Consider the following 23,558-nt stretch of genomic DNA (forward strand, 5'->3'; position numbering starts at 1 on the left):
GCGGATTGTGCCATAAGCCGTTGTTACGGAACGTGGCAGAAGGGACTGATCCGTCCCTCTGCCAGCGGCGTTGCGGCAGGCCGCAAGCCGGAAAACGACGCGGCAGCAGGTATCATTTGGGGCCCTACACAAGGCTGCTGTAATGCTGGACCTGGACATATCCGAATTCTTTGACGAGGACGGGCCGCTGGCCACGGCCTTGCCCGGCTACAAGCCACGTCCATCGCAGGTGGAACTGTCGCAGGCCATCGGCCAGGCCATCCAGGACCGCGCCACGCTGGTGGCCGAGGCCGGCACCGGCATCGGCAAGACCTGGGCGTATCTTGTACCCGCCTTCATCCAGGGCGGCAAGGTGCTCATCTCCACCGGCACACGCACCCTGCAGGATCAGCTCTTTGCGCGCGACCTGCCGCGCGTGCGCGCGGCGCTGGCCGCGCCCGTGACGGCCGCGCTGCTCAAGGGCCGCGGCAACTACGTGTGTCATTACCACCTGGAGCGCCTGCAGGGCGACGAACGCGCGCTCAAATCCCGCTCCGAGATCCAGCAGCTGCGCCAGATCCAGGTGTTCGCGGGCATCTCCAAAACGGGCGACCGCGGCGACCTGGCGCAGGTGCCCGAAGACGCCGACATCTGGCAACGCGTCACATCCACCCGCGAAAACTGCCTGGGCCAGGAATGTCCGCGCATCCACGACTGCTTTGTCGTCAAGGCGCGCCGCCAGGCACAAGAGGCCGACGTCGTCGTCGTCAACCACGCGCTCTTCATGGCCGACCTGATGCTGCGCGAAGAAGGCGTCACGGATCTGCTGCCCGAAGCCGACACCGTCATCTTCGACGAAGCCCATCAATTGCCCGATACCGCCACGCGCTTTCTGGGCAGCAGCGTGTCCACGCACCAGCTCATGGATTTTGGCCGCGCGCTGGAAGTCGCGGGGCTGGCCTACGCGCGCGAAGCCGCCAAATGGAGCGACGTCAGCCGCCAACTGGAAACCGCCGCGCGCGAATTGCGGCTGGTCTGCGCGCCGCTGGACAAGATGCCGGGCCGCAAGGCCACGTTCGAGGCCATTCCCAACCCCGAGGAATTCGACGTCGCGCTGCTGTCGCTGCGCGAGGCCGTGGACAGCGCCACCAAGGCGCTGGGCGCGGTGGCCGAAAAACACCCGGACCTGCTCGCGGCTGCGCGCATGGGGGCCGAGATCTCGGTCAAGCTCAAGCGCTGGGCAACGCCCGGCCGCAGTACCGGCGTGCACGACGACGAGGGCTGGGGCCGCGACGACCAGGCGCCCGTGCAAAGCCCGCTCGGCGACGGTCCCTCCACCCCCGCGGCCCTGCTCGAAGGCGCGGCGCTGGCCGAGCAATGGACCGGCCCGGCCGTGCGCTGGGTCGAGCACGGACTGCACCACGTGCGCCTGCATTCGGCGCCGCTGTCGGTGGCGCAGGCTTTTTCCAAATTCCGCAAGCCTGGCCAGGCCTGGATCATGACCTCGGCCACGCTGTCGGTGAACGGTGAATTCACGCACTTCACCAGCCAGCTTGGCCTGGAGTCCGCGCGCACCGGCAAGTGGGAGTCCCCGTTCGACTACCCCGAGCAGGCGCTGCTGTTCGTGCCGCGCGGCATGCCCGAACCCCAATCGCCGCAGTTCCTGGACCGCTTCGTGCAGACCCTCATGCCGTTGCTGGAGGCCAGTCCGGGCGGCACGCTGGTGCTCTGTACGACACTGCGCGCCGTGGACAAGGTGGCCAATCTGCTGGCCGATGCCTTTGACGATGCGGGCCATGACTGGCCGCTGCTCAAGCAGGGCGAGGGCACGCGCCGCGATCTGCTCGACCGCTTCTGCAAGCTCAAGCACCCGGTGCTGGTGGGTAGCGCCAGCTTCTGGGAAGGCATCGACCTGCCGGGCGACGTGCTGACGCTGGTGGCGATCGACAAGCTGCCGTTCGCGCCGCCCGACGATCCCGTCATCGAGGCCCGTCTGCGCGCCTGCCGCGCGCAGGGCGGCAACCCGTTTGCGGAATACCAGCTTCCGGAAGCCGCCATCTCGCTCAAGCAGGGCGCGGGCCGGCTGATCCGCACGGAATCGGATTGGGGCGTGCTGATGGTGGGTGACGCCCGGCTGGTGGAAAAGCCCTACGGCAAGCGCCTGTGGCGCGGTCTGCCGCCATTTGCGCGCACGCGCGAGCTGGAAGAGGTGCTGGCGTTCTACCGTCGCAAGCGCGGACCGGACGACGAATAGACCGGCGCAAGGAACGCGGCTCCAGGCGGCGCCGTCCGCGCCGCGCAGGCAAAAAAAAGCCCTTCAATCTTGAAGGGCTTTTCTCTTCCCATGCGAGCGGAATCAGTTAAAGGGATTCCACCAGCTCTTGTCGGCCTTCAGGCCCTTGGTGCGGAACTCGCTGTTCGGGAAGTTCTTGTCGTAGACGCGCTGCGCGTCGTTCTTCAGGTCCGTCATGTTGAGTTTGTCGTACGACTGAACCATCAGGTAGAGCGCTTCTTCGGTGGCGGGGGCGCCCTCGAAGTCGGTGATGACGGTCTGCGCGCGGTTGGCGGCGGCCACGTAGGCGCCACGCTCGTAGTAATAGCGGGCCACGTGGACTTCGTTCATGGCAATGGTGTTGACCAGCCAGGCCACGCGCTTTTCGGCGTCGACGCTGTATTTGCTTTCCGGGTAGCGCTTGATCAGCTCGGTAAAGGCGTCATAGGACGCGCGCAGGCCCTTGGGGTCGCGCTCGGCCGGGTCCTGGCCGGTGAGGTTGCTCATGAAGGCGCTGGCCGGCGTGAAGTTGATCAGGCCCTTCAGGTAGAGCGCGTAATCGGTGCCGGGGTGATTGGGGTACAGCTGCTGGAAGCGGTCGATGGCGGCAAGCGCCTGTTCGTTCTCGCCGTCTTTCCAGTTGACGTAGGCCAGTTCAAGCAGGGCCTGCTGCGCGTAGACGCCGAAGGGGTAGCGGCTTTCGATGGCGGTCAGGCGCTCGCGCGCTTCCTTCCAGCCGCCCGACGACATTTCGGCCTTGGCGTCCGCGTAGAGTTGTTCTGCGCTCCAGTTGGTGGTCTTGTCGTACTTGCTGTCCGCCCCGCTGCAACCAGCGATGACGATGACGGCAAAAAGCGCGATGACCACGCGCAAAACCGACCCGCTGCGGGATGCGGGGTTCGAGGGAGCTGCAGGGTGGTGAATCACGAGAATCGTATCCTTGGTGTTAGCATGGCAGGCTGATTATATGATTTGTCTCCATGTCTGATACAGCCGCCCGCGCAGATCTTGTTTCCGACGAGAGCGCCGACGAAAATCTCGACGAATCCGGCCGCCCCGAGCCGCAATTTGTAACCGTGCCGTCGGCCACGCGCGCTGACCGGCTGGACAAGGTCCTGGCGGGCCTCTTGCCCGACCATTCCCGCAATCGCCTGCAAGGCTGGATCGAATCCGGCAACGTCCTGGTCAACGGGACGCCGGGCAAGATCCGCCAAACAGTCGGCCCTGGCGACGAACTCACCATCTGGGCCCAGCCCGCGCCCGACGCGCAGGCCTTCATGCCTGAACCCGTGGAATTCGGCGTGGTGGCCGAAAGCCCCGACTGGATCGTCGTCAACAAGCCGGCGGGCCTGGTTACCCACCCGGGCGCCGGCAACTGGAGCGGCACGCTGCTCAACGGCCTGCTGCATCGTTATCCGGAACTCGCACAGGTCGCCCGTGCGGGCATCGTGCACCGGCTGGACAAGGACACCTCCGGCCTGATGGTGGTGGCCCGTAACGAAATCGCCCAGACTCACCTAGTGCGCCAGCTTCAGGCGCGCACCATGGGCCGCGAGTACGTGGCGCTGGCGCACGGATGGCTGGCCGCTGCGGGCAAGGTCGACCGCGCCATCGGGCGCGATGCGCGCGTGCCGGTGCGCATGAGCGTCGAGCGCCCCGTCGCGCCCAAGCCGGCCATCACCAATTACGCGCCGGCCCGCCGCGGCTCGGTCGATCCGGGCGGGCGGGTGACCGAAGTGGTGTGCCGGCTGGAAACGGGGCGCACCCACCAGATCCGCGTGCACATGGCCAGCCTGGGACACCCCCTGCTGGCCGACACGATCTATGGCGGCAAGAACATCGCGGGGGCAGCGCGCCAGATGCTGCACGCCCGCGCGCTGCATTTCGACGACCCGGGCGGCAAGGGCGACGTCCAGTTCGCCGCGCCCGTGCCCGCCGACATGGCGCAGGTCCAGGAGAACATTGCATGGAACGCCTGATCGCAGGCCTGCCCGTCGTGACGGGACCCGACTGGCAGGGCGTGAGCTACTTTTGCACGACCCGCGCCGGCGGCGTGGGCGTGGCTCCGCACGACACCCTCAATCTGGGCCTGCGTGCCGAGGACAACCCCGAGGCCGTGGCGGAGAACCGGCGCCGGGTTTGCGCCGCAGTGTCCGCCGATCCCCTCTGGTTGCGCCAGGTTCATGGCAGCGAGGTCGTCGACGCGGACGCGCCGGACGTGCCGGCCGAGCCCGCGGTCGACGCCAGCGTCACCGCCCAACCCGGCCGCGTGCTGGCCGTCATGGTGGCCGATTGCCTGCCGGTGGTCATTGCCGATGCCGAGGGCACCGTGCTGGGTGCGGCGCACGCCGGCTGGCGCGGCCTGGCGGGCGGGGTGCTTGAAAACACGCTGCAGGCCATGCGGGCCAAGGCGCCGCAGGCGTCCGGCTGGCGCGCCTGGGTCGGACCCGGCATCGGGCCGCAGCACTTCGAAGTCGGACAGGACGTGCTGGACGCGTTCACCGCCGACGATCCGGCGACGACACGCTTTTTTGCGCCGCGCCCCGGCCTTGCCGGCAAATGGCTGGCCGACCTCGCCGGATTGGCCGATTTCCGGCTGCGGCGTGCCGGGGTACAAGAAGTGTCCCTCAGTGGGGAATGCACGGTGACCCGCGCGGACCGGTACTTTTCCTACCGCCGTGACGGCGTGACCGGACGCATGGCGCTGCTGGCCTGGTTAAGCCCGGTTTGACGTCGCGCAAAGGCCAGCGCCGGGCTTGCGTTTTACCGTAGTAAGCCTCCTTGTATACCCGCATTGACAGTCCTGAACCCGGAATGCAACATCAATCGCGAAGTTTCGATAACAAGGTGTCGAAGTGAATGCCAATCTCTCCGCAGGTCCCATTCCGGTGAGCGTGGCACCGGAAGTCCTGGCTGACATCCAGGCAGAGTTCTCGCGCGAATGGCAACGCCTTTGCGACGATGCCCGGCGTGGCGCGCTGGCGCCGCCGTCCGATCGCCGTTTCTCCGGCGACGCCTGGGCGGCGAATGCTTCGCACCTGCTCCTGGCGCACACGTATCTGCTGTCCGCGCGCGCCATGCAGCGCATGGTCGATGCCGCGCAGGTCAGCGAGCCCATGCGCGACCGCCTTCGCTTCTCGATCATGCAGTGGGTCGACGCGCTGTCGCCGGCCAACTTCCTGGCGCTCAATCCCGATGCCCAGCAATCCATCGTCGAAAGCGCCGGCCGCGCACTGAACGAAGGGCTGGCCAATCTGTTGGGCGACGTGCAGAAGGGCCGCATCACCCAGACTGACGAGTCGCAGTTCGAGATCGGCCGCAACGTGGCCACGACGCCCGGCGACGTGGTGTTCGAAAACAAGCTGTTCCAGCTGATCCAGTACGCGCCCTCGACCGCCACCGTGTACGACCGGCCGCTGGTCATCGTGCCGCCGAACATCAACAAGTTCTACATCCTGGACCTGCAGCCCGAGAACTCCTTCGTGCGCCACGCGGTGGGGCAGGGCTACACGGTCTTCCTGATTTCCTGGCGCAATCCGGTTGCTGCCGATACCGACGGCGTGGACCGCGCCACCTGGTCCGACTACCTGGACGACGCGGTGCTGCAGGCGCTGCGCGTGGCCAGCGACATCACCAAGCAGCCGCAGGTCAATGCGCTGGGCTTCTGCGTGGGCGGCACGATGCTGGCCTCGGCGCTGGCGCTGGCCGAAGCGCGCGGCGAGCACCCGGTGGCGTCGCTGACGCTGCTGACCTCGCTGCTCGATTTCCACGACACCGGCATCCTGAACGTGTTCGTCGACGAGGCCCACGCGCTGATGCGCGATCATCAACTGGGCAACGGCGGCCTGATGCCGGGCCGCGATCTCGCCACCACCTTCTCGTTCCTGCGGCCCAACGAACTGGTCTGGAACTACGTGGTGGGCAACTACCTCAAGGGGCAAAAGCCTCCGGCCTTCGACCTCCTGTTCTGGAATGGCGACAGCACGAACCTGCCGGGGCCTTTCTTTTCCTGGTATTTCCGCAATACCTACCTCGAGAACAATCTCAAGGTGCCGGGCCGCGCGCAGGCCGCCGGCCTGCCGCTGGACCTGACGCGCCTGCGCATGCCCGCCTATATATTCGGCTCGCGCGAGGACCACATCGTGCCTTGGGTGTCGGCCTACGCGTCCACGCAGGTGCTTCGCGGTCCGCAGCGTTTCGTGCTGGGCGCTTCCGGCCACATCGCGGGCGTGGTCAATCCGCCCGCCAAGAAGCGCCGCAGTTACTGGGTGGCCGATGCGCTCGAACAGCAAAGCCAGCCGCTGCCCGGCGACCCCAACACCTGGTTTTCGCAGGCGGTGGAGCATCCCGGCAGCTGGTGGCCCGATTGGACCGGTTGGCTGGCAGGACATTCGGGCAAGCAGATCAAGGCGAGGGCAAAGGCAGGCAATGCCAAGTATCGGCCGATCGAGCCGGCGCCTGGCAGATATGTAAAGGTCCGGGCGGCCTGATACCGCGCACCGCGGTCCGGTCCCCGGCAGAAAGATGTTTAATCAACGAGGCGTCCGTCGCACACAGGAGGAAGTCCAATGAGCGGAAAACTGGCTTACGTAACAGGCGGGATGGGCGGGATCGGCACCTCTATTTGCCAGCGCTTGGCCAAGGATGGCTTTCGCGTCGTGGCAGGTTGCGGCCCCAGCCGCAACTACCAGCAATGGCTGGATGAGCAGGCCGCACAGGGTTTTACGTTCTACGCGTCGGTGGGCAATGTGTCCGATTGGGACTCCACCGTAGCCGCCTTTGAAAAGGTGACGGCCGACCTCGGGCCGGTGGACGTGCTGGTCAACAACGCGGGCATCACCCGCGACGGGTTGTTCCGGAAGATGAGCGCCGACGATTGGCGCGCGGTCATCGACACCAATCTGAACAGCCTGTTCAACGTGACCAAACAGGTCATCGACGGCATGGTCGAGCGCCAGTGGGGGCGGATCATCAACATCAGCTCGGTCAACGGCCAGAAGGGGCAGTTCGGCCAGACCAACTACTCCACGGCAAAGGCCGGCATCCATGGATTCACGATGGCGCTGGCGCAGGAAGTGGCCAGCAAGGGTGTGACCGTCAACACGATCTCGCCGGGATACATCGGCACCGACATGGTTCGCGCCATCCGGCCGGACGTGCTGGAAAAGATCATTGCCACCATTCCGGTGCGCCGCCTTGGCACGCCGGAGGAAATCGCCTCCATGACCTCGTGGCTGGCGTCCGATGAATCCGGCTTTTCGACCGGCGCGGATTTCTCGCTGAACGGCGGCCTGCACATGGGCTGACGCGACGTGGGCCGCCTCCGGGCGGCCCGCTGGCGCTGTACGGCTTCGGGCAGAGGGCCGTACGGCATTACACTCACATTATTCGAAGCCTAAAGAGATCGCCCGATCCGGGGACAACCATGACGCAAGCACAACCCGGCGCCAGCCTGCGCCTGATTAAAAAATACCCCAACCGTCGCTTATACGACACCCGGACCAGCACCTACATCACCCTGGCAGATGTCAAGCAACTGGTCCTGGCCAACGAGGAATTCCAGGTCGTCGACGCCAAGAGCAGCGAAGACCTCACGCGCAGCATTCTCTTGCAGATCATTCTTGAAGAGGAGAGCGGCGGCATGCCCATGTTCTCTTCGAACATGCTGTCGCAGATCATCCGTTTCTACGGCCACGCCATGCAAGGCATCATGGGTTCTTACCTCGAGAAGAACATCCAGGCCTTCATGGAGATCCAGCAGCGCATGGCCGAGCAGTCCAAGGGCCTGTACGGCAGCCAGTTCGGGCCGGAAGCCTGGACGCAATTCATGAATGTGCAGACGCCGATGCTGCAGAACATGATGAACAACTACATCGACCAGAGCAAAAATCTGTTCGTGCAGATGCAGGACCAGATGCAGGATCAGACCCGCGCCATGTTCTCGACCTTCCCGTTCACGCCGGGCAGCAACCCGGGCTCCGGCCGCAAGTAATCCCGCCAGATGCCGGGCCGATGTGGCCCGCCGTAGTGCAAAAAAGCCGCCTTGGCGAATGCCAGGCGGCTTTTTGCCAATTGACTGAACGCAATGATCTGGCACTTTTAGCCGGCCCAGGTTCAGGGTTGTGTCAGCAAAATCCACTAAATTAATGAAAACGGTTCTTGTTTGTGTTTTGAGAGCCGCTATTTCTTTTGTGTCTCAAGGATTATGCACATGATCAAGAAAGCCTTGGCGCTGGCCATTGTCGCGTTGAGCGTGTCCGCCGCCCATGCCGCCGAATACCCCATCGGCAAGCCTGTCGAGAAGGGCGGAATGGAAATCGGCGCGGTGTACCTGCAGCCGATCGAAATGGATCCGCCCGGAATGATGCGTCCGGCCAAGGATTCCGATGTGCACCTGGAGGCCGACATCCACGCCACCGCCGGCAACAAGACGGGCTTTCCGGAAGGCGAATGGGTGCCTTACCTGGTCGTGAACTACGAGATCCAGAAGGTCGGCAGCCAGAACGTGCAAAAGGGTACGTTCATGCCGATGGTCGCCAACGACGGCCCGCACTACGGCGAAAACATCAAGCTGGAAGGCCCGGGCAAGTACAAGCTCAAGTACACGATCCTGCCGCCGACCGCGAACAAGATGAGCCACTTCGGCCGCCACATCGACAAGGAAACCGGCGTGGCCGACTGGTTCGAGCCGTTCGACCTGGAATATGAATTTGTGTACGCCGGCACCGGCAAGAAGGGCGGTTACTGATCGTGCGCCGCCTGCTTCGCGTACTTGCCGCAATGCTGATCGGCCTGGCCGGCGTGGCGGGCATGGCGCCCGCGCAGGCGGACGAGCTGCCCACGTTCACCTTGCGGTTCAAGCCCGACGGCACGTTCGAGCCTGCCACGCTCGAAGTCCCGGCGGGCCGCTTCAAGATCGAACTCATCAATGAAAGCAATGAGCCGGTGGAATTCGAAAGCATTCCGCTGCGCAAGGAAAAAGTCCTGGGACCGGGGGTGAAATCCTTCGTGGTCATCACCATCTCGCGTCCGGGCGAGTATCCCTTTTTTGACGACTTTCACCAGAGCGTGAAAGGCACCTTGGTCGTCAAGCCCAAGGAATAACGCGGCACCAAAGCATGGAACAGGTACTTTTCATCGTCTGGCGCGAAAGCGTCGAAGCCCTGCTCGTGGTGGGCATCCTGTACACCTGGCTGCGCGCCACGCCGGAAGGCAAGCGCGGGCTGCCCTACCTGTGGGGCGGCGTCGCGGCCGGGCTGGCGCTGGCCGTCGCGCTGGCGCTGGTGCTGCTGGGCGTGTCCTCGTGGCTCAGCGATGAAGGCCAGGAATGGTTCCAGGCCATCATGTCGCTGGCGGCGTGCGCGCTGGTGGTGCAGATGGTCGTGTGGATGAAAAAGCACGGCCGCACGCTCAAGGGCGAGCTCGAGAGCGGGGCGCGCGCCTCCGTGGCGAACGACAACTGGTGGGGCCTCCTGGTGCTGGTTGCCATCGCCGTCGCCCGCGAAGGCAGCGAGACCGTCGTGTTCCTGTACGGCACGGTGTCGGCGGGCGAGGGCGGCAGCGACATGCTGATGCTGGCCGTCGCCGGCATCGCGGGTTTCGCCGTGGCGCTGCTGACGTTCTGGCTGCTGCAACTGGGCGGCAAGCTCATCACGTGGCGCCGCTTCTTCTTCGTGACCGAAATCCTGCTGCTGCTCCTGGCCGGCTCGCTGCTGGTGGGCGGGCTGGATCACCTGATTTCCCTGGATGTCCTGCCGACCCTCGTGGACCCGGTGTGGGACAGTTCCTGGCTGCTCAGCGACAGCACGGGCGTGGGCAAGGTGCTGGCCGACTTCGCGGGTTACCGCGCACTGCCGGCGCTGACCTCGGTGCTGCTGTGGGTGGCTTACTGGATCATCGTCTGGGCGCTCCTGCGCTGGGCGGGCGGACGGCCCGCACCCGTGGCCGCCGCCCGGGGAGCATCCTGATTCCGGTTTTTTTCCGGACTGAATATTTGAAGGTTTGACCATGGCTGCTGCACTCGGGAGGGCAACCTCCCGCATCGCCGACTTCCTCCGTGACCATGCCCCGCTGTTGCGCAAGCTGCAGTGGGGCATTGTCGCGTTGTACGCGTTCCTGCTGATCGTGCCGGCGCTGCTGCCGCTGCCCGACAACGCGGCGTCGATGTTCAACAACCTGACCGTCGTGGCGCAGTTTGCGTTTTGGGGCGTGTGGTGGCCGTTCGTGCTGATCTCCATGCCGATCCTGGGACGCGCCTGGTGCGGCTGGCTCTGTCCGGAAGGCATGCTGACCGAATGGGCCAGCGAGCGCGGCCAGGGCCGCGCCATTCCGAAATGGATGCGCTGGGGCGGCTGGCCGTTCGTGGCCTTCGCGTTGACGACCATCTACGGGCAGCTCGTCAGCGTCTACCAGTACCCGCTGGCGGTGCTGGCCGTGCTGGGCGGCTCCACCGTGGCGGCCATGATCGTCGGCTGGCGTTACGGCCGCAGCAAGCGTGTGTGGTGCAAGTACCTGTGCCCGGTCAATGGCGTGTTCAATCTTCTGGCCAAGCTGGCGCCGTGGCACTTCAAGGTCGACGAAGAAAAGTGGCGCCATCCGGTCATCCGCATCGAGCCCATCAACTGTGCGCCGCTGGTGCCGCTGCGCCACATGAAGGGCGCGGGCGACTGCCACGTCTGTGGCCGCTGCAGCGGCTATCGCGGCGCCATCGCGCTGACGCCGCGTTCGCCCGAGGAAGAGATCGTGCACGTCGCCGATGGCGATCCGTGGCAAACGGCGTTGCTGTGCTTCGGCCTGATGGGCATTGCGATCGGCGCGTTCCTCTGGAGCGCCAGCCCCTGGTTCGTGACGTCCAAGCAGTGGGCCGCGACGTGGCTGGTCGAGCACGACATCCTGTGGCCGCTGATGGACAACGCGCCGTGGTTCATCCTGACCCATTACCCCGACGTGAACGACAGCTTCTCGTGGCTGGACGGCGCCGGCATCCTGCTTTTTGTCGTCGGCGCCACGGTGTGCGTGGGTGGCGCGACATTCCTGTCGCTGTGGATTGCGGACCGCATTGCGCCCGCCGCACCCGTGCCGCAGGCGCCCCTTAATTCCCATGCTGCCCATGCACCGGTATCGCGCTGGGGGCGGGCCGGCTTGCACAAGCTGGCGCAGGCGCTGATTCCGTCGGCCGGCATTGGCGTGTTCCTGGGCCTGTCCGCCACGACGATCACGTTGCTAAAGCATGAAGGCGTGCAGGCGGCATGGGCGACGCCGGTCCGGTTCACGCTGCTGACGCTGGCGGTGCTGTGGACGCTGCGTCTCTACGCCCGCCTGCTGAACGCGCGTCCGGTTGGCATGGCGCGCAAGCTCGGCGCGGGCCTGGTGCTGGCGGCAGGTCTGGCGCCGTTCTGCATCGCGTGGGTGCTGTTCTTCGCGGTCTGGTAAGCGGGCGTGCCAGCGCTGCGATAAAGTTGGGAACCGCGCCGGCGTTGCCGGCGTCATCCCTTTCAGCTTTTCGCCATGGCCACTTACGCGTTCCGACTTCTCAACGTCTTTGCCGATTCGACATTCAGCGGCAATCAGCTCTGCGTCTTTGAAGACGCCCGCGGCATGGACGACGCCACCATGCTCAATCTCGCGGCGCAATTCAATCTGTCCGAAACCACGTTCATCCTGCCGTCCGAGCGGGCGGACGCGCGCGTGCGCGTCTTCACGCCGGGCTTTGAAATGAAGTTTGCCGGGCATCCGGCCATCGGAACCGCGCAGGTCGTGCGTGACCTGCGGCAGGCCGAAGACGCGGTGACGCTGGAGTTTCAGGCGGGCGTCGTGCCCATGACGGCGCAGGGCGATGCCTGGACCTTCACCGCGCCTTGTCCGGACGGCGTGCGCACGGCCACGCCGGCGTTGGACCGCGCGGGCATCGCGCAACTGATGGGACTGTCGGAGGAAGACCTGGCAGCCGACCCGATCTGGGTCGACACCGGCGCGGACCAGTTGCTCGTGCCGGTTGCCAGCGTGGATGCAGTGCGGCGCGCGGTCCCGGACGTGTCGCTGCTGAACCGCTGGCAGGCCAGCGCCCTGGGGCGCAAGACGATGTATCTGTTCGCCTTCGACGAAGGCAATGTTCAGGCGGGGCGGCAGGTGGTGGTGTCCCGCTACTTCTATGCCAAGCCCGGCGGCAGCATCAACGAAGACCCCGGCACCGGTTCGGCCTGCGCCAACCTGGGCGGCTGGCTGCTGCATCGCAAGGCGGCGCTGCCGGCCTGCGTGCTGGTCGAGCAGGGCGACCGGACCGGCCGTCCGTGCCGCCTGCTGCTCGATGTTCCGGCGGACGGCCGCATCCTGGTGGGCGGTCGCGCGCTGGAAATCGGGCGAGGGACCGTTACGCTATAGCATTGGCGTTTTCCGGATCGCGAACGTGAAAACGGCGCCTGTGTTTTCACAGGCGCCGTTTTCAAATCCGGCGTCGAAAGTTCGATGCCTGATTACTTGCGGTTCTTGGCCGGATCAACCTTGATGTTGTTCTTGACCTGCTTCACGCCCTCGACGCCACGGGCGACCGTCGCGGCATGATCCGCTTCGGCAGCGGTACCGACCGTACCGGTCAGCGTGGCAACGCCGTTGTTGGTTTCAACAGCGATTTCCAGCGCGCTCAGCTGCTTGTCGGCCACGAAGGCGGCCTTGACCTTGGTGGTCACGGTGGCGTCGGACGCGTATTCACCCACGGACTGTTTCGGCTTGCCGTCGTCGGCGGCAAAAGCCATGGAAGTGAAGACAGCGCCCGTACCCAGTGCGGCGGCGGCGATCAGCTTGCGAATTTCCATAGTAATGCTCCTTTTTATTGGTGTTCAGCGCGTTCGAGACGCAATGACTAACTAAAAACGTTCAGGTGCTCGTTCTATTTCTTGCGGAAGGCGCCGCCCAGAATGGACAGCAGTGCCAGAACCAGAAAGACGAAGAACAGGATCTTGGCAATCCCCGCGGCGCCGGCGGCGATGCCGCCGAAACCCAGGACAGCCGCGATGATCGCGATGACGAAGAAAACTACGGCGTAATGCAACATGACAGCTTCTCCTGGTGTTTATGTAGATCAGGGATTACGGTCGAAGAAATCCCGGACTTCCTTTTGCGCCTCGTCCTTGGTCTTGCCGTAGCGCTCCTGGATCAGACCAGCCAGGCGTTCGGCATTGCCCTCGGTGCGGGTCAGCTCGTCGTCGGTGAGTTCACCCCAAGCCGCCTTGGCCTTGCCCGTCAGTTGCTTCCACTTTCCGGCGATGATGTCGTTGTTCATGGTGACCTCTCTCTGGTTACGTGCGGCGGCAGGTTCATGGCCTATGAAGCTGCCGTGACGCGGTGTGTTGGGTACTGATCAGCTAGGTTCTAAGCTACGAGTCGCCCCCTGGGGCTGTCAAACGACGCTGTGGAGAAATGTAACTGCGCCAATGTGGAAAAAGCCCCGTGTTTGAGACGAGAAATCGCGTCCCCGGAGCAAGGGTGCCGAGTTACATTTGAGCAACGATTTGACCCCTTTTGAGCGCGGCTAGTAACCGATCCGCTCGAACGCCAGCAATGGCGCGGGTGGCCGGGCGATCCGCGGGCCGGTATAGTCCACGGGGAACCGGCTGGCGGTTCGACACATCCGAAGGGAGAAAGCCCGCATGACGAAACGACTTTGCAGCGCGATCTTGCTGGCGCTGGGCGCCATGGCTGCCGTGGGATGCACCCATGTGACCGACAGGTATCAGGCTTCGGCGCCCGTGGCCGCGCCGCAGGGCTAAGGCGGTCAGGACAAAAAAACGGGGCGCCTGAGCGCCCCGTCTTCATCCCGCGACCCGGTCAGGGTTGCGCGATGCGCTGGGCGATGTGCGCCAGCGCTTCTTCCACCTGATCCACCAGGATCAGGCACAGATCGCCCGGGTTCAGACGCGACAGCGCCGTGTCGATGGCCAGGAACTCGCCGTGGATCTCGTCGATGTGCGTGGTGCGGCTGGCGCCCACCAGGCCCTGCTGCAGCAAGGCCAGCACTTCGCCGTCCTCGCGGCCGCGTTGGCATTGATCCTGGTAGAGCAGCACGTCGTCGAAGGCGGCGCCCAGGATCTCGGTCTGCATGCGGATGTCTTCGTCGCGGCGGTCGCCCGCGCCGCTGATGACGACCGAGCGGCGCTTGGCCGGCATGGCGTCCACCGCACGCACCAGCGCCTGGATGGCGTCGGGATTGTGGCCGTAGTCGGCGATCACGGTCGCGCCGCGGTAATCGAACACGTTGAAGCGGCCTGGCGCCGTCTGCGCATCGTTGACGAACGTGGCCAGCCCGCGGCGCACCACGTCCCAGCCCAGGTTCAGCGCCCATGCCGCAGCAATCGACGCCATCGCGTTCTCGACCTGGAAGGTGATCGTGCCGTTGCGGGTGAGCGGAATCTCGGCCAGCGGGAAGCGCACTTCGTCGGCGCCCTGCGCCGCCACGATGGCATCGCCATCGCGATACACCGACCGCAGGCCCTGCGCCCGGTGCGTGGCCAGCACGGGATGATTGCGGTCTTCGGCAAAGTAGGTGATCGCGCCCGGGCAGCTCGACGCCATTTCGGCCACGATCGGATCGGCCGCGTTCAGCACCGCCATGCCGCTCGGATGCACATGCTGGACGATCACGCGCTTGACCACGGCCAGGTCCTCGACCGTGCTGATGTAGCCCAGCCCCAGGTGATCGCCCATGCCGATGTTGGTGACGATGGCGACGTTGCAGCGGTCGAACGCCAGCCCTTCGCGCAGGATGCCGCCACGCGCGGTTTCGAACACGGCGGCGTCCACGTCCGGATGCATCAGCACGCTGCGCGCGCTGCGCGGGCCGCTGCAGTCGCCGGTGTCGATGCGCAGGTTGTCCACGTACACGCCGTCGGAGTTCGTCATCCCCACGCGGTTGCCGGCCACGCCCAGCAGATGCGCGGTCAGGCGCACCGTGGTGGTCTTGCCGTTGGTGCCCGCGACGGCCACGACCGGGATGCGGCCGTCCTCACCGTCCGCGAACATGTTGGCGATGATGGCTTCGCCCACCGCGCGGCCCTTGCCGAACGAGGGGTTCAGGTGCATGCGCAGGCCGGGCGCGGCGTTGACCTCGACCACGCCGCCGTGCTGCTCTTCGAGCGGGTAGTGCACGCTTTCGGCCACCACGTCCACGCCGCAAATGTCCAGGCCGATCATGCGGGCCGCGGACACTGCGCGCGCCGCCATTTCCGGATGGACCTCGTCGGTCACATCGGTGGCCGAGCCGCCCGTGCTGAGGTTGGCGTTGTTGCGCAGGAAAATCAGCGTGCCGGCGGGCGGCACGGAATCGGCGTCAAAGCCTTGTTTTTTCAGCGTCGCCAGGGCGATGTCGTCAAAGCGGATCTTGGTCAGCGACGTGGCGTGGCCATCGCCGCGCAAGGGGTCGGCGTTGACCTGATCGACCAGTTGGCGGATCGTGTGCTGGCCGTCGCCCGTGACTTGCGGAGGATCGCGGCGCGAGGCCGCCACCAGCGCGCCGCCGACCACCAGCAGGCGGAAATCGTGGCCGGGAATGTAGCGTTCGACGATGACCTCGGAACTGATTTCCTCGGCCACTTCAAAGGCCTGGATCACGCGCTCGCGGGTCTCGATATTGACCGCAACGCCGCGGCCCTGGCTGCCGTCGCGCGGCTTGACCACGACCGGACCGCCCAGTTCCTGCGCCGCTTCCCAGGCCTCTTCGGCGCTGGTTACGGAACGGCCCATCGGCACCGGCACGCCGGCGGCGTCCAGCAGCATCTTGGTCAGGTCCTTGTCTTGCGCGATGGATTCCGAGATGGCGCTGGTCAGATCGGTTTCCGCGGCCTGGATGCGGCGTTGCTTGCTGCCCCAGCCGAACTGCACCATGCTGCCTTGCGTCAGGCGGCGGTACGGGATGTTGCGCGCCGTGGCGGCGTTCACGATGGAGCCGGTGCTGGGTCCCAGGCGGACGTCTTCGTCCAGTTCGCGCAGACGCTTCAAGGCGTCGGCGATGTCGAACGGCGTGTCATCGAGCGCGGCGCGCACGAGGTCCTGGGCCAGTTCCATGGCCAGCTTGCCGACTTCTTCTTCGCTGTACTCGACCACGACCTGGAACACGCCGGGCTCGATGGTGGAGGCGGTGCGGCCGAACGTGACGGGGCAGCCGGCGTGCGCCTGCATCGTCAGCGCGACGATCTGCAGCACATGCGCGATCGACACCGCGCCCTGATGGCCTTCGGGACGCAGCAATCCGGTCTGCGGCAGGCGCGCGCGCAGGCGGGCTTCGAACTCGGGCAGGTTATCGATGGAGCATTCGGCATCGCTGCAAGACACGATGGCCTCGATGGCGGTGTTCTTGCTCCACAGGTTGGGGCCGCGCAATGCTCGGATACGGGAGACTTCCATGGCAGGGTTTCCTGTCGTCTGGCGCGCGTCCGCCACGGGGGGGCGGACGCGTGCGCAATAGTGTCAGTGTTGTTGGATCCAGCGGCGGACCAGGTCGATGGTCGGGCCGGAGAACGCCTCGTCGGACTGCAGCAGGGCGAAGTCGCCGCTTCCGATGCCATCGAGCACGCTGGCGATGGCCTTGCCGTGGTCAGGCTCTTCCTGGATGTCCTTGACGCGGCTGCCCTGCGCCAGGCCCTGGCGCAGCAGCGCGCGCGCCTCGCCCTCGGGTCGCTTGCTGCGCACCGTCGCGTCGTCGTAGAGGACCACGCGGTCGAAGGCGTCGCCCAGCAGCTTGCCTTGCTCGATCAGGTCTGCGTCGCGGCGGTCCGCGCCGGCCGAGTAGACCGCGGCGCGCTTGGCGGAAGGAAACTGCTCGATGGCGGCGATCAGCGGGCGCAGCGCCGACGCGTTGTGCACGTCGTCCACGACGACGGTCGCGCCATTGCGCTCGAACAGCGTGAACTGCCACGGGGCATCCGCCTGATCGATGTCGAAGGTCTCGATGCCGGCGCGGATCAATTCAACGGGAATGTCCAGCGCCCAGGCCGAACCCACGGCCGCCAGCACGTTTTCGACCTGGAAGGCCACGCGGCCGCCATGCGTCAGCGGAATGGCGGCGACGTCGGCCAGGCGTTCCTCATGGCTGCCTCGGGCCAGCACGATGCTGCCGTCGCGCACGAATACCGCGCGCCCGTCCTGGGCCAGGTGCTGCACGATGGCGGGCAGGGCGGGGTCGATGCCAAAGAAGATCACGGAACCGTCGCAGAGCTCGGCCATTTCGACCACGCGCGGATCGCGTGCATTCAGCACGGCCACGCCATCGGGCAGGACGACGTCGACCTGCGTGCGGAACACGTTGAACAGGCGCTCGGTTTCGTTGATGTCGTAGTCGCCCAGATGGTCGCCGTCATCGATGTTGGTGACGACGCCGACCTGGCAGCGGTCGTAGGCCAGGCCTTGGCCCAGGATCACGCCGCTGTCGTTCTCGATGACGGCGGCGTCCACGTTGCGGTTCATCAGAAGGCGCGTGCCCGACGCGTAGTCGGCGCGGTCGCCCTTTTGCACCAGGCGGCGGTCCAGATACAGGCCTTCGCTGCACGCCAGGCCCGTGCGCTTGCCCGACAGGTGCAAGAGGCGCGCCACAAGGCGGGCGACGACGGTCTTGCCGTTGGTGCCGGTCACGCCGACGATGGGAATGCGGCCAGCCTCGCCCTCCGGGAAGAGGTGATCGACGATGGCGCGGCCCACCGGGCGCGGCGCGCCGTCGGCGGGCTTCAGGTGCATCAGGAGACCCGGGCCGGCGTTGACTTCGACGATGGCGCCGCGCTGTTCGTCCAGGGGGCGCGTAATGTCTTCGGCCACCAGGTCCACGCCGGCAATGTCCAGGCCGACGATGCGTGCCGCGAGCGTCACAGTGGCCGCGACGCTGGGGTGGACGCGGTCGGTCACGTCGAATGCGACGTTGCCGCTGCGCTGCACCAGCACGCGCTGGCCCTCGGGTGGAACGCTGTCTTCGGTGAAGCCCTGGCGCGCGATTTCCAGCCGGGCGGCGGAATCCAGGCGCACAAAATTGAGCGGATGGTTCTCGGTGCGGCCGCGGCGCGGGTCGGTGTTGATCTGGCTATCGATGAGTTCGGTGACCGTGGACTTGCCGTCGCCCGTGACCCACGCCGGTTCGCCGGCGGCAGCGGCGACCATGCGGTTGCCCACCACCAGCAGGCGGTGTTCGTTGCCCAGCACGAAGCGTTCAACGATGACGCCGCTGCCTTCGTCCACGGCGACGCGGTAGGCCGACACCACTTCCTCGCGGGTCGTCAGGTTGGTGAAGACGCCGCGGCCATGGTTGCCGTCGTAGGGCTTGACCACCACGGGCAGGCCGATGTCTTCGGCGGCGTCCCAGGCGTCTTCCTCGCTGTCGACCAGGCGCCCTTCGGGCACCGGCACGCCGCAGGTCGACAGCAGCTCCTTGGTCAGGTCCTTGTCGCGCGAGATGCCCTCGGCGATGGCGCTGGTGCGATCGGTCTCGGCCGTCCAGATGCGGCGTTGCGCCGAGCCGTAGCCGAATTGGACGAGGTTGCCCTCAAAAAGGCGGATATACGGAATGTCGCGGTCGTCGGCCGCATCCACGATGCACGCGGTGCTGGGGCCGAGGCAATGGCGGTCGACCAGGCTGCGCAGCTTGGCGACGGTGGCGGACACGTCGAACGGGCGGTCTTCGATGGCGGCCATGACGAGGTCGCGCGCTTCATTCAGCGCGGTGCGGGTGACCTGTTCCTGCCAGGCGCGAACCACCACTTTATAGACGCCGCGCTTGGAGGTTTCGCGCGCCTTGCCAAAGCCGCCGCGCAGGCCCGCCAGGTTCTGCAGTTCCAGCGTGACGTGCTCGAGAATGTGGCCGGGCCAGGTGCCTTCCTTCAGGCGTGCCAGAAAACCGCCTCGCACGCCGGGGCTGCACCGGTGCTCGATCAGGGTCGGCAACCATTCGGTCAGGCGCTCATAAAATCCGGGAATCGTGTTGGAGGGGTAGTCCTCCAGTTCGCCGATATCCACCCATGCTTCAAGGACGGGACGATACGTCCAAATGTTCGGGCCGCGCAAAGCCACGACATCGATAAATTCAATGTCTTTCTTTTTCATGTTTTAATTCGCTCGAGAAGCAGGTTGGCACGCGCGGACGCCCCTATGCAAGACCGCGATTTTATTGGGGTTGCGCCTTAAGAATAATGCCAACGAGTGGGGGATCCCAGATGTTCCTAATTAGAAAAATCGGCTGATACTATACGACGCCTTCATGGCGTGAACTCGTGGTGTTGTAAGGAAGGGACACGTTTGCCGCCCCTGGCGTCAAACCGGTTGCCGCCTAGTAGGGCAGAGTCCTGGCCCGGTATGCGTTCCAATGAAAAAACCAAACCTGCTTTCCGGCCTTGCCGACGCATTTCCTGCCCGCTGGCGGGATGAAATCCGCACCGAACTGGCGGATGACGAAACCCTTCTGGCCTGGGTCGAAATAGACCTCGATCAGCGCTTGAAGTTCCAGCCGGGACTGGTCGCCGTCACCGATAAACGGCTGATCGCCCGCCTTCCCGACGATTCCGGTTGGGAATCCTGGCCATATGGCCCCCAACTGAAGCTATCCCTCACCGACCATGCCGGCGCCGCCGTGCTGGAACTGCATGATGACAGCGCGCGCCTAGCCGTCTGGCGGTTCACGCTGGCGTGCAATCCCGCGGCGTTACGGCTTTTGGCGCAGTTTGAAACCCAGCAGTCCATCCGTTTGTCGGGCAAACAGGCCGAAGCGCTGGAAGAGCGCACCTGCACCATCTGTAATAACGTCATTCCCGCGGGCGAGGAAGAATGTCCGACCTGCAACCAGGAACAGGCCGCGCCGTCGACCACCTGGGCGCTGCTGCGGCTGTGGCGGTTTGCGCGGCCCTATCGCGGCCCGCTGTTTGCCGGCTTTCTGCTGACATTGCTGGGCACCGCGGCCACGCTGGTGCCGCCGTACCTGACGATGCCCTTGATGGACGACGTGCTGATCCCGTTCCAGAACGGCGCACCCATCGATTACAGCCTGGTGCGCCTGTATTTGGGCGGTCTGCTGGGATCGGCGATCCTGGCGTGGGGCCTGGGCTGGGCGCGCACGTACATTCTGGCTTGGGTCAGCGAACGTATCGGGGCCGATCTGCGCACCACCACTTATGCGCACTTGCAGCAGCTTTCGCTTGAGTATTTCGGCGGAAAGCGCACCGGCGACCTGATCTCGCGCATCGGCAGCGAAACCGACCGCATCTGCGTGTTCCTGTCGCTGCACCTCTTGGACTTCGCCACCGACATCCTCATGATCGCGATGACGGCGGTCATCCTGATCAGCATCAATCCGTGGCTTGCGCTGGTCACGCTGGTGCCGCTGCCGTTCATCATCTGGATGATCCATGCCGTGCGCGACCGCCTGCGCCACGGCTTCGAAAAAGTCGACCGCATCTGGTCCGAGATCACCAACGTCCTGGCCGACACCATTCCCGGCATTCGCGTGGTCAAGGCGTTTGCGCAGGAAAAACGCGAAGTCGCGCGCTTTCGCGAAGCCAACAACCGCAACCTGGAAGTCAACGATCGCGTCAACACCACGTGGTCGCTGTTCTCGCCCACCGTCACGCTGCTGACCGAAGTCGGTTTGCTGGTGGTGTGGATCTTCGGCATCTGGCAGGTCTCGCAAAAGCAGATCACCGTGGGCGTGCTGGCCGCGTTCCTGGCGTATATCGGGCGTTTCTACATGCGCCTGGATTCCATGAGCCGCATCGTGTCGGTCACGCAAAAGGCCGCTGCCGGCGCCAAGCGCATCTTTGACATCCTGGACCATGTGTCCAGCGTGCCCGAGCCGCAAAACCCCGCCAAGCTGCCGCACATCAATGGCCGCATCGAGCTGCGCGACGTCGGTTTCCGCTATGGCAACCGCCAGGTCATCCGCGGGCTGAACCTGACTATCGCGCCGGGCGAAATGATCGGGCTGGTGGGACACAGCGGTTCCGGCAAGAGCACGCTGATCAACCTGATCTGCCGCTTCTACGACGTATCCGAAGGCGCGGTGCTGGTCGATGGTGCCGACATCCGTTCGGTCCGCGTGGCCGACTACCGCCGCAATATCGGGCTGGTGCTGCAGGAGCCGTTCCTGTTCTTCGGCACCATTGCCGAGAACATCGCCTACGGCCGGCCTGACGCCACCCGTGACGAGATCGTGGCCGCGGCGCGCGCCGCGCATGCGCACGAGTTCATCCTGCGCCTGCCGCACGGCTACGACTCGCTGGTGGGCGAACGCGGTCAGGCCTTGTCGGGCGGCGAACGCCAGCGCATCTCGATCGCGCGCGCGCTGTTGATCGATCCGCGCATCCTGATCCTGGACGAAGCGACGTCGTCGGTGGACACCACGACCGAGAAAGAGATTCAGAAGGCCCTGGACAACCTGGTGCGCGGCCGCACCACGATTGCGATCGCGCACCGCCTGAGCACGCTGCGCAAGGCCGACCGCCTGGTGGTCCTGGACCGCGGCCAGATCGTGGAGCAGGGCCCGCACGAAGAACTGATGGCCCGCGAGGGCGCCTACTACCGCCTCTATCAGGCGCAGGCGCGCCAGGCGGAAGCCGACGCCCAGGCGTCGGGCAGCGAAGACATGGCCGCCGTGGCCTGACGCGGAAACGGAATAACCTCGCCATGACCTTGCCGTTCTTTCAATTGCGCCGCAACGCCTTTGGCCGGCTGGAGTTCCAGTCCGCCGACGGCGAATCGCATGAAGGCGTCCTGCCGGTGCGCGCCTTCCCGATCAGCGAGGCGGGCCGCGGCCTGTCGCTGGTGACCAGCGACGGGCATGAGCTGCTGTGGATCGAACACCTGTCCGACGTCCCCGCCGAGCCGCGCGCCCTGATCGAAGAAGAACTCGCCAGCCGCGAGTTCATGCCCGAGATCCGCAAGCTGACCAGCGTGTCCACCTACGCCACGCCCAGCGTCTGGAAGGTCGAGACCGACCGCGGCGCCACCTCGTTCACGCTGCGCGGCGAAGAAGACATCCGCCGCCTGTCCGCGCAGACGCTGCTCATCGCCGACAATCACGGCATTTTCTATCTGGTGCGCGACATCCAGTCGCTGGACAAGCACAGCCGCAAGCTGCTGGACCGGTTTCTCTGACGGTTCAGGCGGGCTTTTTAAAGTCGGTGTCAGACACCCGGCCCCTTGAACGGCGTATGCGATTCCAGTTCGCCCAGATAGTCCGTCACTGCCGCGGTTTCCTCGTCCAGGAAGTTCTGGATCGCCTCGGCAAAACCCGGGTGCGCCACCCAGTGCGCTGACCACGTCGGCGTAGGCAGCAGCCCGCGCGCCATCTTGTGTTCGCCCTGCGCGCCGCCTTCGAAGCGCGCAATGCCATGCGCGATGCAATACGCGATCGACTGCATGTAGCACGTCTCGAAATGCAGTCCCGGCACGTATTCCGTCGCGCCCCAGTAGCGCCCGTACAGGGCGTCGCCGCCCGCCAGGTTGAGGGCACACGCCACCGGCTCGCCGTCGCGTTCGGCCAGGATCAGCACGAAGGCGTCGGGCTGGTCGCGATGAGCCTGCTCGAAGAACTCGCGGCTCAGGTAGGGCGGGTTGCCGTGGTTGAAGTAGGTGCGGCAGTAGCAGCTGTAGAAGAAATCCAGTTCCTCCACGCCAATTTCGCCGCCGCGCAGCCAGCGGAACGCGAGGCCCGCTGCCGCGACCTTTTTGCGGTCCTGGCGGATCTTCTTGCGCTTGTCGTGGCTCATGGCGGACAGGAACGCGTCGAATTCGGCGTAGCCCGCATTGGTCCAGTGAAACTGCACGCTCTCGCGGATCATGAAGCCAGCATCCCGCAACGCGCGCACGTCGGCGTCGATGGGGAACAGCAGGTGCAGCGACGACACGTTGACCTCTTCGGCAAACGCGACCAGCCCGCGCACCAGCGTCGCGCGGTCTTCGTCGTTGGCCGCCAACAGCCGCGGGCCGGTGACCGGCGTGAACGGGATGGCCGACAACAGCTTCGGGTAGTAGCGCATGCCGTGCCGCTGAAAGGCGTCGGCCCACGCGTAGTCGAACACATACTCGCCGCGCGAATGCGACTTCAGGTAGAGCGGCACCGCTCCGGCCAGCACATCGTCCCGCCACAGCGCCATGAAATGCGGCGCCCAGCCCGTCTGGCGCGACGCGCAGCCGGTCTCGTGCAGCGCCAGCAGAAAGGCGTGGCGCAGAAAAGGCTGATCCCCGGCCAGCGCGTCCCATTGGCGGGCGTCGATGCGGGACAGATCGGTTTCCAAGGTAAGGCGCAAGGGATCCATCCGCGAATGATAAAGTCTTCGGCAATGCCTGG

General features: G+C 65.5%; 20 protein-coding genes. 13 read left to right on the forward strand and 7 right to left on the reverse strand.

The annotated features are described in order from the left end of the window. The first annotated feature begins 142 nt into the window (after positions 1-142). The gene (gene yoaA, locus QEP15_RS06460; protein WP_280148577.1) at positions 143-2,233 is read left to right on the forward strand and encodes a DNA repair helicase YoaA; all 2,091 of its coding nucleotides are present in this window, start codon (positions 143-145) and stop codon (positions 2,231-2,233) included. Positions 2,234-2,335: 102 nt separating this feature from the next. Here yoaA and QEP15_RS06465 read toward each other — a convergent pair whose 3' ends face one another. Continuing rightward, the gene (locus tag QEP15_RS06465) at positions 2,336-3,124 is read right to left on the reverse strand and encodes an outer membrane protein assembly factor BamD (protein ID WP_056322165.1); all 789 of its coding nucleotides are present in this window, start codon (positions 3,122-3,124) and stop codon (positions 2,336-2,338) included. A gap of 107 nt (positions 3,125-3,231) precedes the next feature. On the opposite strand from QEP15_RS06465, the gene QEP15_RS06470 reads away from it, so the two are divergent. The 10 genes from QEP15_RS06470 (at position 3,232) to QEP15_RS06515 (ending at position 12,631) form a co-directional block, all read left to right on the forward strand. Beyond that, positions 3,232-4,230: an RluA family pseudouridine synthase gene (locus QEP15_RS06470; protein ID WP_280148578.1), complete on the forward strand. Its 999-nt coding sequence runs from the start codon at positions 3,232-3,234 to the stop codon at positions 4,228-4,230. Continuing rightward, positions 4,218-4,982, forward strand: coding sequence for a peptidoglycan editing factor PgeF (gene pgeF, locus QEP15_RS06475; RefSeq protein ID WP_152383750.1), 765 nt, complete (start codon positions 4,218-4,220; stop codon positions 4,980-4,982). Before QEP15_RS06470 ends, pgeF begins: the two co-directional genes overlap by 13 nt. 124 nt (positions 4,983-5,106) lie before the next feature. Continuing rightward, entirely contained in the window at positions 5,107-6,741 is a 1,635-nt protein-coding gene (gene phaC / locus QEP15_RS06480) for a class I poly(R)-hydroxyalkanoic acid synthase (RefSeq protein ID WP_152383751.1), read from the forward strand. Positions 6,742-6,819: 78 nt separating this feature from the next. Then, positions 6,820-7,557: a 3-ketoacyl-ACP reductase gene (locus QEP15_RS06485; protein ID WP_056322174.1), complete on the forward strand. Its 738-nt coding sequence runs from the start codon at positions 6,820-6,822 to the stop codon at positions 7,555-7,557. Between the two features lie 119 nt (positions 7,558-7,676). After that, positions 7,677-8,243, forward strand: a complete 567-nt coding sequence (gene phaR / locus QEP15_RS06490) for a polyhydroxyalkanoate synthesis repressor PhaR (RefSeq protein WP_056322176.1) — start codon at positions 7,677-7,679, stop codon at positions 8,241-8,243. A gap of 219 nt (positions 8,244-8,462) precedes the next feature. Next, positions 8,463-8,999, forward strand: a complete 537-nt coding sequence (locus QEP15_RS06495; protein WP_152383752.1) for an iron transporter — start codon at positions 8,463-8,465, stop codon at positions 8,997-8,999. A 32-nt stretch (positions 9,000-9,031) separates the two neighbouring features. Next, a complete protein-coding gene (locus tag QEP15_RS06500; RefSeq protein ID WP_056322182.1) occupies positions 9,032-9,355 on the forward strand; it encodes a cupredoxin domain-containing protein in 324 nt (107 codons plus the stop codon). A gap of 14 nt (positions 9,356-9,369) precedes the next feature. Then, positions 9,370-10,218: an FTR1 family iron permease gene (locus QEP15_RS06505; protein WP_062838576.1), complete on the forward strand. Its 849-nt coding sequence runs from the start codon at positions 9,370-9,372 to the stop codon at positions 10,216-10,218. Positions 10,219-10,258: 40 nt separating this feature from the next. Continuing rightward, the gene (locus QEP15_RS06510; protein ID WP_280148579.1) at positions 10,259-11,683 is read left to right on the forward strand and encodes a 4Fe-4S binding protein; all 1,425 of its coding nucleotides are present in this window, start codon (positions 10,259-10,261) and stop codon (positions 11,681-11,683) included. Between the two features lie 75 nt (positions 11,684-11,758). Continuing rightward, on the forward strand, positions 11,759-12,631 hold the full coding sequence (locus QEP15_RS06515) for a PhzF family phenazine biosynthesis protein (protein WP_152383754.1): 873 nt from the start codon (positions 11,759-11,761) through the stop codon (positions 12,629-12,631). A gap of 92 nt (positions 12,632-12,723) precedes the next feature. On the opposite strand, the gene QEP15_RS06520 is transcribed toward QEP15_RS06515, so the two are convergent. From QEP15_RS06520 to cphA (QEP15_RS06540), 5 genes are all read right to left on the reverse strand, one after another. Beyond that, a complete protein-coding gene (locus tag QEP15_RS06520) occupies positions 12,724-13,062 on the reverse strand; it encodes a BON domain-containing protein (protein ID WP_056322192.1) in 339 nt (112 codons plus the stop codon). A gap of 74 nt (positions 13,063-13,136) precedes the next feature. Continuing rightward, positions 13,137-13,301 (reverse strand): DUF1328 domain-containing protein, encoded by a 165-nt coding sequence (locus QEP15_RS06525; RefSeq protein ID WP_006389411.1) that lies wholly within the window; start codon positions 13,299-13,301, stop codon positions 13,137-13,139. 27 nt (positions 13,302-13,328) lie between these two features. Continuing rightward, positions 13,329-13,529, reverse strand: a complete 201-nt coding sequence (locus tag QEP15_RS06530; protein WP_006218180.1) for a CsbD family protein — start codon at positions 13,527-13,529, stop codon at positions 13,329-13,331. 545 nt (positions 13,530-14,074) lie between these two features. Next, positions 14,075-16,645, reverse strand: a complete 2,571-nt coding sequence (gene cphA, locus QEP15_RS06535) for a cyanophycin synthetase (RefSeq protein WP_152383755.1) — start codon at positions 16,643-16,645, stop codon at positions 14,075-14,077. Between the two features lie 63 nt (positions 16,646-16,708). After that, on the reverse strand, positions 16,709-19,324 hold the full coding sequence (gene cphA / locus QEP15_RS06540; RefSeq protein WP_152383756.1) for a cyanophycin synthetase: 2,616 nt from the start codon (positions 19,322-19,324) through the stop codon (positions 16,709-16,711). 259 nt (positions 19,325-19,583) lie between these two features. Here cphA (QEP15_RS06540) and QEP15_RS06545 point away from each other — a divergent pair, with 259 nt between their 5' ends. Both QEP15_RS06545 and QEP15_RS06550 read left to right on the forward strand, forming a co-directional pair. Further along, positions 19,584-21,869, forward strand: a complete 2,286-nt coding sequence (locus QEP15_RS06545) for a cyanophycin metabolism-associated ABC transporter (protein ID WP_152383757.1) — start codon at positions 19,584-19,586, stop codon at positions 21,867-21,869. Between the two features lie 23 nt (positions 21,870-21,892). Continuing rightward, positions 21,893-22,363 (forward strand): cyanophycin metabolism-associated DUF1854 family protein, encoded by a 471-nt coding sequence (locus tag QEP15_RS06550; RefSeq protein WP_056322203.1) that lies wholly within the window; start codon positions 21,893-21,895, stop codon positions 22,361-22,363. Positions 22,364-22,392: 29 nt separating this feature from the next. Here QEP15_RS06550 and QEP15_RS06555 read toward each other — a convergent pair whose 3' ends face one another. Then, positions 22,393-23,526, reverse strand: a complete 1,134-nt coding sequence (locus QEP15_RS06555; protein WP_152383758.1) for a GNAT family N-acetyltransferase — start codon at positions 23,524-23,526, stop codon at positions 22,393-22,395. Between the last annotated feature and the right edge of the window lie 32 nt (positions 23,527-23,558).

The sequence above is a fragment of the Achromobacter mucicolens genome (genome assembly GCF_029866465.1).
GTDB classification, from domain to species: domain Bacteria; phylum Pseudomonadota; class Gammaproteobacteria; order Burkholderiales; family Burkholderiaceae_B; genus Achromobacter; species Achromobacter mucicolens.